Here is a 14,266-nt window from a genome sequence, read left to right as displayed (position 1 = left end):
CGTAAGTAGAGTTACGCATTGGTGTTTCACCTAGCGCCGTGCAGCTTGCAGCCGCACGGCGCTGTCGTTAGTGTTGCACGGTCGGCTTGCGCTGCCTTTGGGCGGTGCCTGACCGGCCTACAACAACACAGGAGACGACATGCACGAGATGAACAAGAGCGCCCGCCTGCGCGCCATGCGCTGGAGCCTGAGCACGCTGGCAGCGGCCAGTTTGGTGGCTTGCGGCGGCGGTGGTGGATCGGACGCCAAGAACGAGCTGCCCGCAGGCGTTCGTGAAATCAGCCAGACCAGCTACCCTGCCACGGTGGCCGGCAGCGGCAGCACAGCAGCCACGCAAGATTTGCTGACAGGCGGCCTGGGCAAAACCGGCCTGGGCGCGGCTGCTGCGCCGGCCTATGCCGACCCGGCGCACCCCACGGTGGCCGAGCTGCGCCGCAACGCCTTGTTCTCCAACTACCGCGGCATTCTTGATTACACCGCTGGCGGCGGCTATGGCAGCCTGTACGGCCCGAATGTGAGCGCTGACGGCGCTGTCACCAGCAAAGAAGGTTTGATTCCTGGCAGCGAGCACTTGGCCGTGCTGGACGATGGCTCGGGCCGCAAGCAAACCGTGATTGCAGTGCTGGTGCCCGACAGCTTCAGCGCCAGCAACCCTTGTATTGTGTTGGGCCCCTCGTCGGGCTCGCGTGGCGTATACGGCGCCATCGGCACGGCGGGCGAATGGGGCTTGAAAAAAGGCTGCGCGGTGGCGTTGACCGATGCGGGCAAAGGCATTGGCTTGCACAACCTGAGCGACGACACCGTGAACCAGGTGGACGGCTCGCGCGCCACGCGCAAAGCGGCAGGCACCATGGCGCAGTTTGCTGCCAATTTGAGCGATGCAGCGCTGGCCGCTTACAACGCTGCGTTCCCCAACCGCATTGCCATCAAGCACGCGCATTCGCAGCAAAACCCCGAGAAGGATTGGGGCAGCGATACCTTGGTGGCAGCGCGTTATGCCTTCTATGTGCTGAACGCCAAATACGGCAGCAAGGACGAGCCGCTGCCATTTGCCAAGGCCAATACGCTGGTGCTGGGCGGCTCGGCTTCGAACGGCGGCGCTGCCGTGCTGCGGGCGGCGGAGCTGGACAACGACGGTCTGATTGACGGTATTGTGGCCAGCGAGCCGGTGACGCAAATCCCGGCCAGCGCATCGCTCAACATCCAGCAAGGCAGCCAGAAAACCAGCGGGCCGGTCAAAGCGCTGGGCGAGTACACGACCTGGGGCAATATTTACCAGCCTTGCGCGGCGCTGGCCGATGCAGCGGCTTTGAGCGAGACGTCGATCTTCAACTACATCGGCCTGACGGCGATGAAAGCCCGCGCCGAAGCGCGTTGCGATGGCCTGGCCGCCAAGGGCCTGGTCAGCGGCAACACCACGGCCGAACGCGCTGCCGATGCGCTGGCCAAACTGCATTCGTTTGGCTGGGCGCGCGAGCAAGACCAGATGCACAACGCGCACTACGGCCTGGGCAACGGGCCTATTTTGTCGGCCATGTACACCATGGCTTACGGCCGTTTTGCTGCCGACGCGAACCTGTGCAACAGCAGCTTTGCCGCTGCCAATGCAACGGGTGAGGTGGTGGCAGCCGCGCCAACTGCCTTGGCGCAAAGCGCGGCGGTAGCCAACGGCACTGCCAATGGCTCGCCAGCGACGGTGATCTATAACGACTCGGTCGGTGGTGCTCGTTCTTGGGCGCTGGCGGTGTCGCCTTCCACCGGCAAGGCCGATCTGGGGCTGGACAACGCGCTGTGCCAATACGCCTTGGCCAGCGGCAAGGACCCGCTGACGGGCGCTGCCTTATCGGCCAACAGCGTGCCCAGCAAAGCGCAAAGCGATGCCGTGCAAACGGGCATGAAGGAAGTGCGTGTCAGCGGCAACCTGCGCGGCAAGCCGGCCATCATCGTGGCGGGCCGCAGCGATGCGCTGATTCCCGTCAACGCCAACGCGCGGGCTTACACCGCTTTCAATGCGCAAGTGGAAGGCGCCAGCTCCAAGCTGCGCTATATCGAAGTGGCGAACGCGCAGCACTTCGACGCTTTCCTGCCCTTTGGCGGCTTTGACACGCGCTTTGTCCCGCTGCACGGCTACTTCAACCAGGCCATGGACAATCTGTGGGCGCATTTGAAGAACGGCGCCGCATTGCCGGGCAGCCAAGTGGTGCGCACCACGCCACGCGGCGGCACGCCAGGCGCAGCCAACCCGATCAGTGCTAGCAACGTGCCCGCCTACAAAGCCGTAGCCGGCGCGGGCGATGCCATTACCGTGGCCAGCGGCAGCATTGTTTTGCCGGACTGAGTGCAACCTGAACACCGAGCATGCGGCCAGGTGCCGTGTGCTTGGTGCAGGGCACTGCGCCAAAAACAAAGCCCCGCAGAGCGGGGCAAAGATGGAAATAAAGAGTAACTACAGTGAACTCAGGTGCGATGTATTCCGGCCCTTGGTTGCCGGCATCGCCTTGCCTGCAGGTCGTGCATCACAGGCGGGCGGGAGCGCGCTTGCGGTCACGTTCGTCTTCAGGCCATACAGCAAATACAGTGTTCATCGGGTTTCCTTTCAACTCCTGGTGGAGATGCGTGTTCAACGGGTAAACCCGCGCAGGCGTTGACAGCCGTCGTATAAAGTTTTGTGAACCGAATCCAACAAAACGTAGAACAGGCGTGGTTTTGCCCTGCTGCTGAGCATTGAAATCGCTATGATTTGCCAGCTTTTTTTCAAGGAGTTGGTGGATGGCTGGTGCAGGTTTATTGATGCTGCTGGACGATATCGCGAGCTTGCTCGACGATGTGGCGCTGATGAGCAAGACGGCGGCGGGCAAAAGCACGGCGATTCTGGACGACGTGGCCACGCAAACCAAGGTGGCCATGCAAAAGACGGCCGGCGTGCTGGGCGATGACCTGGCGCTGAACGCCGAGCAGGTGACTGGCGTCAAGGCCAATCGCGAGCTGCCGGTGGTCTGGGCGGTGGCCAAAGGTTCGCTCAAGAACAAAGTGGTGCTGGTGCCGGCCGCATTGTTGATCAGTGCTTTTGCGCCCTGGCTGATAACGCCGCTGCTGATGGTGGGCGGCGCTTTTCTGTGCTTTGAAGGCGTGGAAAAGATCCTGCATCTTTTCGACAAGCAGCAAAAACATGAGGCGGCCGACGTCATTGCCGAGGTGCAAAAGGCCGAGCAGATGGGGGTTGCGCCTTCGTCCGTGCGGGCAGCGACCGAGAAGAACCTCGATCCTGTGGAATACGAAAAGTCCAAGGTGGCTGGCGCGGTGCGCACGGATTTCATTTTGTCGGCTGAGATCATGGCGATCGCATTGGGCACCGTGTCTACCAAGCCGCTGTGGGAGCAGTTCACCGTGTTAGTGGCCGTGGCTGTCGCGATCACCGTGTTCGTCTACGGCCTGGTGGCGATGATTGTGCGCATGGACGATATGGGCAGCTGGCTGATGGCCAAGCAAAGCGCAGCAGCGCGCGCTCTGGGGCGCGGCATGATTGCTTTTACGCCTTGGCTGATGCGCGGCTTGTCGATTGTGGGCACGGCGGCCATGTTCATGGTGGGCGGCAGCTTGCTGGTGCACGGCATCGGGCCGATCGAGCACTGGGTGGCGCAAAGCATCGTGCCGCAGGGCGGCGTGGTGGCTGCCGTGGTGCCAACGCTGGTGCACGTGGTGGTGGGCGCGGTGATTGGTGGCGCGGTAGTGCTGTGCGTGGAGGCCTGGCACAAGGTGCGCGGCGGCGCACACTGAAAAGCTTTTTCCAAGAACTGAGGCGGCTGGACAACACCCAGCCGCCTTTTTTGCGTTAGCTGCAGAGGCAACTGATCTGTATCAAGTCTGTTGCAAAGCCGGTTGTTGATGATAACGGACATGGATAGCCGCCTCGCCGCAGGCAGCAGACACTTCCAAGGTGCTGCCGGGCTTGGCGCTCAATCCAACCGTTTCTCAATCCACGCGACCAGCTTCGCAAGAGGGTATCAACGATGAAAAAAATGATGTTGGCTGCAGCCGCTGTTTGCGCCTTCACTTCTGGCGCCGCCATGGCACAAGAGGCACAAAGCCCCTGGATGATCCGCGTACGCGCCGTGCACCTGGATAGCGCCAACAAGGATTCCACCGGCCTGGGCTTGTCGATCAACAACAAGACCATCCCCGAGTTTGACGTGTCGTACTTCTTCACGCCCAACATCGCAGCCGAGCTGATCCTGACCTACCCGCAAAAGCACGATCTGCGCGCTGACGGCCTGGGCAAGATCGGTACGCTCAAGCACTTGCCACCCACGCTGCTGGCGCAATACCACTTCACCAACTTTGGCGCTTTCAAGCCTTATGTGGGCGCTGGTGTGAACTACACGCGCTTCTCCAATGTGCGCTTTGCTCCCGCCGTGCGTGATGCGCTGGATCCTTCGATCAAGAAGAACAGCTTCGGCGGCGCCGTGCAAGTGGGCTTTGACTACGCACTCGACAAGAACTGGTCGCTGAACTTCGACGTGAAGAAGGTCTACATCAAGACCGACGTGCGCTCGGCCGGTACCAAGGTCGGCTCGTTCAAGGTTGACCCATGGCTGGTGGGCGTGGGCGTGGGCTACCGCTTCTAAGCCACAACAGGCTTTAGCCAAAAACAAAAGGCATGCTGACAACAGCATGCCTTTTGTGTTTTTGTTTCCCGGTTGGGATGCTCTGGCTCCAAACCGGAAAAATGTTCAAGGAGCCAGCCGCTGGCGCTGCCCGGGCAAGCGCCAGCGGTGCTGGTTTTACACCTGGGCCAGCGCCTGGTCCAGATCGGCCAGCAGGTCGTCAATGTGTTCAATGCCGACCGACAGGCGCACCATGCCTTCGGTCACGCCGGCCTTGGCCAGCTCGGCCGCATCGAGCTGGCGGTGCGTGGTGGAGGCAGGGTGCGTGGCCAGCGATTTGGCATCGCCAATGTTGACGAGGCGCGTGAACAGCTGCAGCGCATCCAGAAAACGGGCGCCGGCGGCACGGCCTTCGCTGCCTTTGAGGCTGAAGGACAGAATGCCCGAGGCGCGGCCGCCCGATTGCTTTTGCACAATGGCGTGGTCCGGGTGGTCTTTGAGGCCGGCGTAACGCACCCATTCCACCTTGGGGTGTTTTTGCAGTGCTTCGGCAATCTTTTGCGTGTTTTCGCAGATGCGGTCCATGCGCAGCGCCAGGGTCTCGATGCCTTGCAAAATCTGGAAAGCGTTTTGTGGCGAGATGGCGGCGCCCATATTGCGCAGCGGCACCACGCGGGCGCGGCCAATGAAGGCGGCAGGGCCCAGTGCTTCGGTGTAGACCACGCCGTGGTAGCTCACATCCGGCTCGTTCAGGCGCTTGAAGCGTGCCTTGTGCTCGGCCCAGGGGAATTTGCCGCTGTCCACAATGGCACCGCCCACACTGGTGCCGTGGCCGCCAAGGTACTTGGTGAGCGAGTGCACCACAATGTCGGCGCCATGCTCAAACGGGCGCAGCAAATAAGGCGAGGGCACGGTGTTGTCCACGATCAGCGGCACGCCATGCTGGTGCGCCACATCGGCCAGCGCACGGATGTCGGTTACGTTGCCGAGCGGGTTGCCAATGGACTCGATGAAAACGGCCTTGGTCTTGGCGTCGATCAGTGCGCCAAAGCTGGCCGGATCGCGCGGATCGGCAAAACGTACCTCAATGCCTTGCTGCGGGAAAGTGTGCGCAAACAGGTTGTAAGTGCCGCCATACAAGGTGCTGGCGCTGACGATGTTGTCGCCCGCTTCGGCCAGGGTTTGGATAGCTGCGGTGATGGCTGCCATGCCCGATGCCACGGCCAGCGCCGCAATGCCGCCTTCGAGCGCCGCCACGCGCTTTTCCAGCACGTCGGTGGTCGGGTTCATGATGCGGGTGTAGATGTTGCCGGGCACCTTCAGGTCGAACAAGTCGGCGCCATGCTGCGCGCTGTCAAACGCGTAGGCCACCGTCTGGTAGATAGGCACGGCAACAGCCTTGGTGGTGGGTTCGGGCGAATAGCCGGCGTGAACGGCAAGTGTCTCAATGCGCATGGTGCTTGGCTCCAAAGTTGTTGTAAGAACGCGCTGACGTTCTGTGGGAAAGCTTTGGTTGTAACAGGTTTTGCGGCTGAGGCAACGATATTGTTCGCATGAGCTTATGGCGCAAAAAAGCCGCTGCGCAGGTGGGCGCAGCGGCGGGTGTTGAGTGAGCAGATTTACAGCAGGCTGTTGAGTACCAGGCCACCAGCGCTGAGCCAGACAAACAAAATCAAAGCCAGCAGCAGAGGCTTGATGCCTGCGGCCTTGACGGCACGCACATGGGTGGTCAGGCCCAACGCCGCCATGGCCATGGTGAGCAGCACATTGTCCAGCTGCACGCCAAGCGTCAGCGCGCTTTGCGGAATCACGCCCAGCGAATGGATGCCGGCCACGGCCACAAAGCCCAGCGCAAACCAGGGAATGGTGACACGGGCCAGCAGCGATGGCTTGTCGCCCGCATGGCTGGCAGCCGGTGCCGAGCTGTCGCGGGCAGCCAGCCAGGCGGACAGTGCGATGAGGAAGGGCGCCAGCATCATCACGCGCACCATCTTGGCTACCACGGCCATATCGGCTGCGGCAGGGCTGATGGCTCCGCCGGCGGCCACGACTTGCGCCACTTCGTGCACGGTCGAACCCACCCACAGGCCGTAGGTAGATTCGGGCAAGCTGACCCACTGCGTGGCCAGGTTCCATTGGTAGAACGCGGGGTAGAGAAAGGTGCCAATGGTGCCGAACACCACCACGGTGGCAATGGCCACGGCCACGTCGTCGGCCCGCGCTTTGGCGACCGGTGCGGTGGCCAGCACGGCGGCAGCGCCGCAGATGGAGCTGCCTGCGCCCACCAGGATGGCGGTGCGCGCATCCAGCCCCAACCAACGCTGGCCCAGCCATTGCGCCAGCACAAAGGTGCTGCACAGCACGACGGCGTCGATCAGCACGCCTGAGATGCCCAGGTCGCCGATGTCCTGAAAAGTCAGGCGCAGCCCGTACAGGATGATGCCCAGGCGCAGCAGCCTCTGCTTGGCCAGGCCCACGCCGGGAGCGGCAGGTGCTTGTACCCAGCCATAGACGGTGTTGCCGATGAGCATGCCGATGACGATGGCCACAGTCAGCGCGCTGAGGCCGTGGCTGGCAAACCAGGGCATGGCGGCCAGATAGGTGGCGATCCAGGTGATGGCGCCGCACAGCAGCAGGCCGGGCAGCCAGGCCCAGACGGTGCTGAGCAGCGGGTGCTGGCTGGGGGAAGAGGCAACAGAAGAGCTCGAAGACATGGTGACGATTCCTTGGCCGCCAGACCGCTGCGCAAAAGGAGCAGGGCGCAGGGCTTCACGGCAATGGCGTCACTATAGAAATTTTGCTTATATGTGTATAACTGATTGTTTTTGTATCATCTATCGATAAAATAGGTAGATCTGACAAAAACCAGTGTCTGCGCCTGTAAGCAGACCCGCTGCTCCTGACCATGCTCCACCTCAGTCTGCGCCAATGGGAAGTGTTTTGTGCCATCGCGCAAAGTGGTAGCACGGTGGCTGCGGCCGATGCCATGGGTTTGTCGCAGTCGGCCGTCAGCGCTGCTTTGCAGCAGCTGGAAGCGGGCATGGGCGCGCAGCTGTTTTCGCGTGCCGGCAAGCGCCTGGTGTTGAACGATCTGGGTCGCAGCCTGTGGCCCGAGGCGCAAACCTTGCTGGAGCAGGCGCAACTGCTGGAAAAAGCCACGCAAGCCACAGCGCCTGCTGCGCCCGTGCAATTGCGGCTGGCGGCCAGCACGACTATTGCCAACCATGTGCTGCCGCCCATCCTGGCCGATTTCATGCAACGCTACGAGCAGGTGCGCTTTGATGTGGTGATTGGCAATACGCGCGAGGTGGCGCAGGCGGTGGTCGATGCGCGCGTAGACATCGGCTTTATCGAAGGTGCCAGCCATTGGCCGGAGCTGGAAGTGCAGCCATGGCGCGAGGATGAGCTGGTTCTGATCGCCGCCGCAGGCGACAGCCTGGTGCAGCATGCGCAACAAGCGCCGCTCACGATCCAGGAGCTGCGCGCTTGCCGCTGGCTGCTGCGCGAAGCAGGTTCAGGCACGCGCGAGGCGGTGGAGTTTGCCGTGCTTTCGCAATTGCACGATTGGTCGGTAGTTGCCGTATTGGGCAGCTCGGAGGCTATCTGTACCGCAGTGGCGCGTGGCGCCGGCATCAGCTGCCTGTCGCAAGTGATTGCGCAGCCCTGGATAGAGCGCGGCGAGCTGGCACTGCTGGCCAGCGAACTGCCGCCCATGCGCCGGCCTTTTTCGCTGTTGCAACGCCGGGGCAAAAAGCGTTCGCCTTTGTTGCAGGCCTTGGTGGCCGCTTGTGTGGAGGCTGCTTAGCCTGAGCGTTTGCTGCCTCAGCGCACGTGGTGTTTGTCGAGCTTGCGCGCCAAGGTGCGGCGGTGCATGCCCAGGCGGCGCGCGGTCTCGGAGATGTTGAAGCCGGTTTCGGCCAGGGTCTCGTGGATTTTTTCCCATTCCAGGGTTTTGATCGAGGTGGTGGCCATGGGCAGATCCACCTCGGTCGTGCCTTCGACGCGGCTGAACGCGGCCTCGATGTCGTCGGTGTTGGAGGGTTTGGCCAGGTAGTGGCAAGCCCCCAGTTTGATGGCCTCGACCGCCGTGGCAATGCTGGCGTAGCCGGTCAGCACCACAATCAGCGCCTCGGGGTTTTGTGCGTGCAATAGCTGGACGCAAGACAGGCCGGAGGAGTTGCCGGCCAGCTTCAAATCCATCACTGCATAGTGGGGTCGCTCGGTTTGCAGCAGCACTGCCACTTCTTCGGCGCTGCTGGCGTGCAGCACGCGGTAGCCGCGACGCTCGAAAGAGCGACGCAAGGTGCGGGCGAAGGCGGCATCGTCTTCAACCAGCAGGAGTAAGCGTTCTTGCGTTGGCGTCATGGGTTTCGTCGTTCAAGGCGATGGCAGCGAGCGGCAGGCTGATGCGCACTTCGGCGCCGCCACCCAGGTGTTGTTCGCGGTTGCGGGCCTGGACATGGCCGCCCAGCGAGCGCGCTACGTTCATGACCAGGAAAAGGCCCAAACCACCGCCGGGACGGCCTTTGGAGGATTGGTAGGGCTTGCCCAGCTGGGCCAGGATGTCGGCCCGGAAACCCGGGCCGCTGTCGCTCACCACCAGTTGCAGCTGCGGGTTGTCGCCGCTGTCGCAGTCGACGAACAGCTGCACAAAACCGGGGGAGGCTTCCAGTGCATTGTCCAGCACATTGAAAATCATCTGTTGCAACGCGGTATCCGAGATGATGGGGACATCGCTCGGCAATTGTTCGCGGTAAACAAAGTTGGCCGGCTGGCGGTGGCCGCGCCACTGCGCCACCACGCGCTCCATGAAGGTGACCAGGGTGGTGGTTTCAGGCGCATCGCCCCGGGTTTCGCCCGCCGACATGAGCACGCCGGTGACGATGGATTTGCAGCGCTGCACCTGGTGCTCCATCTCATGCAGGTCGTCCATCAGATCGCGCTCTTGCGCAATTTGCGGCATGCGCTGCCAGTCGCCCAGAATCACCGCCAGGGTCGACAACGGCGTGCCCAGCTCGTGCGCTGCGCCGCTCGCCAGCAGGCCCATGCGCACAATGTGTTCTTCTTCGGCGGCACGCTGGCGCAGATCGGCCAGGCGCGCATCGCGCAGCTGCAAGTTGGCCATGATGCGGTTGATGAAGGCGACCAGCAAGATGGCGTTGAGCCCGAAGCTGATCAGCAGGCCGATCAGGTAGAGCGAGTGCATGGAGCCGCCCCGGTTGGTCATGATCTGCAGCGGCTGGTAGAAGAAGGCCAGAGCCACGGCGCAGCAAGCCGTCACCACCACAATCGCCCAAGCGTAAAACGGCTTGAGCAGCACCGCGCCCAGCGTGATCTGCAGCAGAAACAGCGTGATGAAGGGGTTGTTGGCACCGCCGCTCAGGTAGAGCAGCATGCTGAGCGCGCTGACGTCGGCCAGCAGGGCGATGAACAGGTCGGTCGACGCAATGTCGTGCTCGCGCCAGTGCAGCCACCACATGCAGCCCAGGTTGATGATGACCAGGCCCAGCAAGATGGCGAACATCTCGTGCAGCGGCAGGTGGATGTCCAGCCCCCAGTGCACCAGCGAGATGGTGACCACTTGCCCGACCACTGCCAGCCAGCGCAGCTGGATGAGCAGCTGCATGTTCTGGCGGTCGGTGGTGTGGGTGACCTGAAAGGGGGATTCTGCAGAAAAAGGCACGGGGCGATTGTGCCGCAGTAGCTGCGTTCAATCACCCCGTGTGTCTTGCAAATTGTGCTATGCGCGACGGCGCAGGCCTCAGCCTTTGCGGCGCTGGTGGCGCATGACCAGCCAGGCTGCACCCACCACCATCAGCGCCAGCCCATACCAGGTGAGGGCGTAGACCAGGTGGTTGTTCGTAAAGCGGATTTGCGTGAGCCCGGTGCGCGGCCAGACCTGGTTTTGCAGATCGGCGGCGCTGCTGCGCTTGGCCTCGCCCACCACCTGCGTGCTGGCGTCGGGCATGCCAGCGTCAACGAAGAAAGGCGCTGCGGCGGCCAGCCCCTGGCTTTGCGCAATGGCTTGCACATCGCGCGAGAACCAGCGGTTGTTGGCCGGCTCGTTATTGCGCAAAAAGCCGCCCTTGGGCTCAGTCGCACGCAAGAGGCCGGTAACGGTGACTTCGCCTGTGGGCGTGGCGGCGGCCAGTTGCTGCGGGTCGCTCCAGGTGGCGCGCAGGCTGTCGGGCACAAAGCCGCGGTTGACCAGGACCTGGCTGCCATCCGCCTGTTGCAGCGGCGTCAGCACCCAAAAGCCGGCGCCGAGCGCGGTGGTGGCTTGCGTCAATACGGTTTTGCCGGCCAGCCATTGGCCTTGCACGGTGCTGGGCTGGTATTCCAGCGCCTTGGCGTCGAGCTGCTGCCAGCTCGCGGGCGCGGGCAGCGCTTGCGGTGCCGAATGCACGCGGCGCTCCACGCGGTCGATCAGATCGAGCTTCCATTGCAGGCGATAGACCTGCCAGGTGCCCAATGCACAAAAGCCCAAAAACAAGGCGATGCCTACAAATGCAAGCATCGCCTGGAAGAAGGGGGAATGCGGGGGCTTTACATCCGCATTCCCTTGCGTTTCGGGGTTCAAAACGTTCAGTGGTTGCTGTGTTCCTGCGCGGGGGCGGGTTGCGTAGCAGCCGCTGGCGCGGTCAGGTGCTTGTGGGCAGGCATCATGTTGGCGTTCATGTGGAACATGACCCACAAGGTACCAGCCAGCGTGACGGCCACGAACACGATGGTGAAGATGGTGGACATCAGCGTCCAGCCGCCTTCGATCTTGCCGTTCATGTGCAGGAAATACACCATGTGCACGATGATTTGCACCACCGCGAAGAAGGCGATCACCGCCACCGTGGTGTTGCGGTTGTCGAACACGTCGCCCATCACCACAGCGAAGGGGATGGCCGTCAGGATGATCGACAGGAAGAAGCCGATCATGTAGCCCGAGAAGGTGCTGTGCGGGCCGTCGTCATGACCATGGTGGTCATCGTGGCCGTGTGCAGCGTGATTGTGTTGTGCGCTCATTTTTTACAGCACTCCCATCAAATATACGAAGGAGAAGACGCCGATCCAGACCACGTCCAAGAAGTGCCAGAACATCGACAGGCACATCAGGCGACGCTTGTTCTCATGGGTCAGGCCGTGCTTGCCGATTTGCAGCAGCAGCACGATCAGCCAGATCAGACCAAAGCTGACGTGCAGACCGTGGGTGCCGACCAGGGCAAAGAAGGCCGACATGGCGGCGCTGCTTTGTGGGCCTGCGCCCACATGGATCAGGTGGTGGAACTCGTAGAGTTCGACCGCCAGAAAGCCTGCACCGAACAGGCCGGTGATGATCAGCCAGGTGATGGTGCCGCGCACCGAACCCTTTTGCTTGGCCAGCATGGCAAAGCCGAAGGTGATCGACGAGAACAGCAGCAAGGCCGTGTTGATGGCGACCAGGGTCAGGTCGAACAGCTCGGCGCCGCCTGCGCCGCCTGCATAGTTGCGGCCCAGCGCACCGTAGGTGGCAAACAGGGCGGCAAAGATCAGGCAGTCGCTCATCAGGTAGAGCCAGAAGCCCAGAGCGGTACCGTTTTCTACATGCGGCTCTTCCTTGAGGAAGTAGTCGCGGCTCATGGCGCCGGGCGCACCGGCGATGGTGTGGTGATTAGACATGGCGGGCCAACAGTTGGGTACGAGCTTCTTCGGTGGCTTCTACCTGCGAGGCAGGGATGTAGTAGTCACGCTTGTAGTTGAAGGTGTGGATGATCGAGGCCAACACGATTGCGGCGAAGCTGATGCCAGCCAGCCACCACATGTGCCAGATCATGGCGAAGCCAAATACCAGGGCGATCATCGAGATCACAAAGCCGGCGCCGGTGTTCTTGGGCATGTGGATTTCCACAAAACCGCTGAGCTTGCGCTTGAAGCCATGCTTCTTCATGTCCCACCAGGCGTCGCTGTCGTGCACGGCAGGCGTGAAAGCGAAGTTGTACTGAGGAGGAGGCGAGGAAGTAGCCCATTCCAGGGTACGAGCATCCCAGCAGTCGCCGGTCACGTCACGCAGCTGGTCGCGCTTGAGGTAGCTGACGAACAGTTGGATGAAGAAGCAAGCGATACCGGCAGCGATCAGGGCTGCGCCGCAGGCGGCCACGATGAACCAGATTTGCAGCGAGGTGTCGTCGTAGTGGTTGACGCGACGGGTCACGCCCATCAGGCCCAGAACGTACAGCGGCGTGAAGGCGACCCAGAAACCAACGAACCAGAACCAGAACGATGCCTTGCCCCAGAACTCGTCGAGGCGGTAGCCGAAGGCCTTGGGGTACCAGTAGTTGATACCGGCGAACACGGCAAACACCACACCACCAATGATCACGTTGTGGAAGTGGGCGATCAGGAACAGCGAGTTGTGCAGCACAAAGTCAGCAGGCGGAACGGCCAGCAGCACACCGGTCATACCACCGATGGTGAAGGTCAGCATGAAGCCCACGGTCCACAGCATGGGAACGGTGAACTTGATGCGGCCACGGTACATGGTGAACAGCCAGTTGAAGATCTTGGCGCCGGTCGGGATCGAGATGATCATGGTCGTGATGCCGAAGAACGAGTTCACGCTGGCACCCGAGCCCATGGTGAAGAAGTGGTGCAGCCACACCAGCCACGACAGGATGGTGATACACACGGTGGCGTACACCATCGAGGTGTAGCCGAACAGACGCTTGCGCGAGAAGGTTGCAACGATTTCCGAGAACACGCCAAAGCAAGGCAGGATCAGGATGTAGACCTCAGGGTGGCCCCAGATCCAGATCAGGTTCACGTACAGCATGGGGTTGCCGCCCAGCTCGTTGGTGAAGAAGTTGGTGCCGACGTAGCGGTCCAGCGTCATCAGAACCAGCACAGCGGTCAGGATCGGGAACGAAGCCACGATCAGGGCGTTGGTGCACAGCGAGGTCCAGGTGAAGACGGGCATCTTCATCATGGTCATGCCGGGAGCGCGCATCTTGATGATGGTGACGATCAGGTTGATACCGGAGAGGGTGGTACCGACACCGGCAATCTGCAGCGCCCAGATGTAGTAATCCAGACCCACGCCAGGGTGGTATTCGCCCAGACCCGACAGAGCCAGCCAGCCCAGGGTGGAGAACTCACCGACGAACAGCGAAGCCATCACCAGCACGGCGCCGGAGGTGGTCATCCAGAAGCTGAAGTTGTTCAGGAAGGGGAAGGCCACGTCACGGGCACCGATTTGCAGCGGCACCAGATAGTTCATCAGGCCGGTCACAAAAGGCATGGCCACGAAGAAGATCATGATCACGCCGTGGGCGGTGAAGATCTGGTCGTAGTGGTGCGGGGGCAGGTAACCCATGCTTTCGCCGGCGGCCATGGCCTGCTGGCCACGCATCATCACCGCGTCAGCAAAGCCGCGCAGGAACATGATCAGACCGAGGATCATGTACATGATGCCGATGTTCTTGTGGTCGATGGAGCAGATCCAGTTCTTCCACAGCGGACCCCAGAGTTTGAACTTGGTGATACCGGCAACGACGACGAGGCCGCCCAGGACCACGGCGATAAAGGTCCACAACACGATGGGCTCATGCACCATCGGTATGTCATTCCATGTCAACCGCCCCAAGAGCGGGTCATGGCTTACGTTTGTAGCTACGGACATATTGAGTCTCTTTGAA

General features: G+C 61.8%; 12 protein-coding genes. 4 read left to right on the top strand and 8 right to left on the bottom strand.

Features of this window, described 5'->3' with window-relative positions; all coding sequences use genetic code 11:
* Positions 1–139: 139 nt before the first annotated feature.
* The 3 genes from ACFIQF_RS14565 to ACFIQF_RS14555 all read left to right on the top strand — a co-directional run bounded on the left by ACFIQF_RS14565 (position 140) and on the right by ACFIQF_RS14555 (position 4,625).
* The gene (locus ACFIQF_RS14565; RefSeq protein ID WP_393943931.1) at positions 140–2,338 is read left to right on the top strand and encodes a 3-hydroxybutyrate oligomer hydrolase family protein; all 2,199 of its coding nucleotides are present in this window, start codon (positions 140–142) and stop codon (positions 2,336–2,338) included.
* 431 nt (positions 2,339–2,769) lie between these two features.
* Positions 2,770–3,777 (top strand): DUF808 domain-containing protein, encoded by a 1,008-nt coding sequence (locus tag ACFIQF_RS14560; RefSeq protein ID WP_393943929.1) that lies wholly within the window; start codon positions 2,770–2,772, stop codon positions 3,775–3,777.
* Positions 3,778–4,010: 233 nt separating this feature from the next.
* On the top strand, positions 4,011–4,625 hold the full coding sequence (locus tag ACFIQF_RS14555; RefSeq protein WP_393943927.1) for an OmpW/AlkL family protein: 615 nt from the start codon (positions 4,011–4,013) through the stop codon (positions 4,623–4,625).
* A gap of 156 nt (positions 4,626–4,781) precedes the next feature.
* Here the strand turns inward: ACFIQF_RS14555 and ACFIQF_RS14550 are convergent, their stop codons facing one another.
* Together ACFIQF_RS14550 and ACFIQF_RS14545 are read right to left on the bottom strand one after the other, a co-directional pair.
* Positions 4,782–6,059, bottom strand: a complete 1,278-nt coding sequence (locus ACFIQF_RS14550; RefSeq protein WP_393943925.1) for an O-acetylhomoserine aminocarboxypropyltransferase/cysteine synthase family protein — start codon at positions 6,057–6,059, stop codon at positions 4,782–4,784.
* A gap of 164 nt (positions 6,060–6,223) precedes the next feature.
* Positions 6,224–7,318 (bottom strand): YeiH family protein, encoded by a 1,095-nt coding sequence (locus ACFIQF_RS14545; RefSeq protein ID WP_393943923.1) that lies wholly within the window; start codon positions 7,316–7,318, stop codon positions 6,224–6,226.
* A 191-nt stretch (positions 7,319–7,509) separates the two neighbouring features.
* Between ACFIQF_RS14545 and ACFIQF_RS14540 the strand changes: the two genes are divergently transcribed.
* Positions 7,510–8,409, top strand: coding sequence for a LysR family transcriptional regulator (locus ACFIQF_RS14540; RefSeq protein ID WP_393943921.1), 900 nt, complete (start codon positions 7,510–7,512; stop codon positions 8,407–8,409).
* Positions 8,410–8,426: 17 nt separating this feature from the next.
* On the opposite strand, the gene ACFIQF_RS14535 is transcribed toward ACFIQF_RS14540, so the two are convergent.
* The 6 genes from ACFIQF_RS14535 to cyoB all read right to left on the bottom strand — a co-directional run bounded on the left by ACFIQF_RS14535 (position 8,427) and on the right by cyoB (position 14,250).
* Positions 8,427–8,969: a response regulator transcription factor gene (locus ACFIQF_RS14535; protein WP_393943919.1), complete on the bottom strand. Its 543-nt coding sequence runs from the start codon at positions 8,967–8,969 to the stop codon at positions 8,427–8,429.
* Positions 8,932–10,230, bottom strand: a complete 1,299-nt coding sequence (locus tag ACFIQF_RS14530; RefSeq protein ID WP_393944185.1) for an ATP-binding protein — start codon at positions 10,228–10,230, stop codon at positions 8,932–8,934. The genes ACFIQF_RS14535 and ACFIQF_RS14530 overlap by 38 nt, the downstream gene beginning before the upstream one ends.
* A 135-nt stretch (positions 10,231–10,365) precedes the next feature.
* The gene (locus ACFIQF_RS14525) at positions 10,366–11,121 is read right to left on the bottom strand and encodes an SURF1 family protein (RefSeq protein WP_393943918.1); all 756 of its coding nucleotides are present in this window, start codon (positions 11,119–11,121) and stop codon (positions 10,366–10,368) included.
* Between the two features lie 68 nt (positions 11,122–11,189).
* Positions 11,190–11,621 (bottom strand): cytochrome o ubiquinol oxidase subunit IV, encoded by a 432-nt coding sequence (gene cyoD / locus ACFIQF_RS14520; RefSeq protein WP_393943916.1) that lies wholly within the window; start codon positions 11,619–11,621, stop codon positions 11,190–11,192.
* 3 nt (positions 11,622–11,624) lie between these two features.
* Positions 11,625–12,254, bottom strand: coding sequence for a cytochrome o ubiquinol oxidase subunit III (gene cyoC, locus ACFIQF_RS14515; RefSeq protein WP_393943914.1), 630 nt, complete (start codon positions 12,252–12,254; stop codon positions 11,625–11,627).
* The gene (gene cyoB / locus ACFIQF_RS14510; RefSeq protein WP_393943912.1) at positions 12,247–14,250 is read right to left on the bottom strand and encodes a cytochrome o ubiquinol oxidase subunit I; all 2,004 of its coding nucleotides are present in this window, start codon (positions 14,248–14,250) and stop codon (positions 12,247–12,249) included. The genes cyoC and cyoB overlap by 8 nt, the downstream gene beginning before the upstream one ends.
* Positions 14,251–14,266: the final 16 nt, after the last annotated feature.

It is taken from the genome of Comamonas trifloxystrobinivorans (assembly GCF_043359985.1).
GTDB classification, from domain to species: domain Bacteria; phylum Pseudomonadota; class Gammaproteobacteria; order Burkholderiales; family Burkholderiaceae_C; genus Comamonas; species Comamonas trifloxystrobinivorans.
Note: the sequence above shows the minus strand (reverse complement) of the source record. Positions and strands in the feature narration are given on the sequence as shown.

Coding starts and splice junctions, on each gene's coding strand:
- ACFIQF_RS14550 (WP_393943925.1), bottom strand. CDS start 6,059: ATGCGCATTGAGACACTTGCCGTTCACGCCGGCTATTCGCCCGAACCC.
- ACFIQF_RS14535 (WP_393943919.1), bottom strand. CDS start 8,969: ATGACGCCAACGCAAGAACGCTTACTCCTGCTGGTTGAAGACGATGCC.
- ACFIQF_RS14525 (WP_393943918.1), bottom strand. CDS start 11,121: ATGCTTGCATTTGTAGGCATCGCCTTGTTTTTGGGCTTTTGTGCATTG.
- ACFIQF_RS14540 (WP_393943921.1), top strand. CDS start 7,510: ATGCTCCACCTCAGTCTGCGCCAATGGGAAGTGTTTTGTGCCATCGCG.
- ACFIQF_RS14530 (WP_393944185.1), bottom strand. CDS start 10,230: ATGCAGCTGCTCATCCAGCTGCGCTGGCTGGCAGTGGTCGGGCAAGTG.
- cyoC (WP_393943914.1), bottom strand. CDS start 12,254: ATGTCTAATCACCACACCATCGCCGGTGCGCCCGGCGCCATGAGCCGC.
- ACFIQF_RS14545 (WP_393943923.1), bottom strand. CDS start 7,318: ATGTCTTCGAGCTCTTCTGTTGCCTCTTCCCCCAGCCAGCACCCGCTG.
- cyoD (WP_393943916.1), bottom strand. CDS start 11,621: ATGAGCGCACAACACAATCACGCTGCACACGGCCACGATGACCACCAT.
- ACFIQF_RS14555 (WP_393943927.1), top strand. CDS start 4,011: ATGAAAAAAATGATGTTGGCTGCAGCCGCTGTTTGCGCCTTCACTTCT.
- cyoB (WP_393943912.1), bottom strand. CDS start 14,250: ATGTCCGTAGCTACAAACGTAAGCCATGACCCGCTCTTGGGGCGGTTG.
- ACFIQF_RS14565 (WP_393943931.1), top strand. CDS start 140: ATGCACGAGATGAACAAGAGCGCCCGCCTGCGCGCCATGCGCTGGAGC.
- ACFIQF_RS14560 (WP_393943929.1), top strand. CDS start 2,770: ATGGCTGGTGCAGGTTTATTGATGCTGCTGGACGATATCGCGAGCTTG.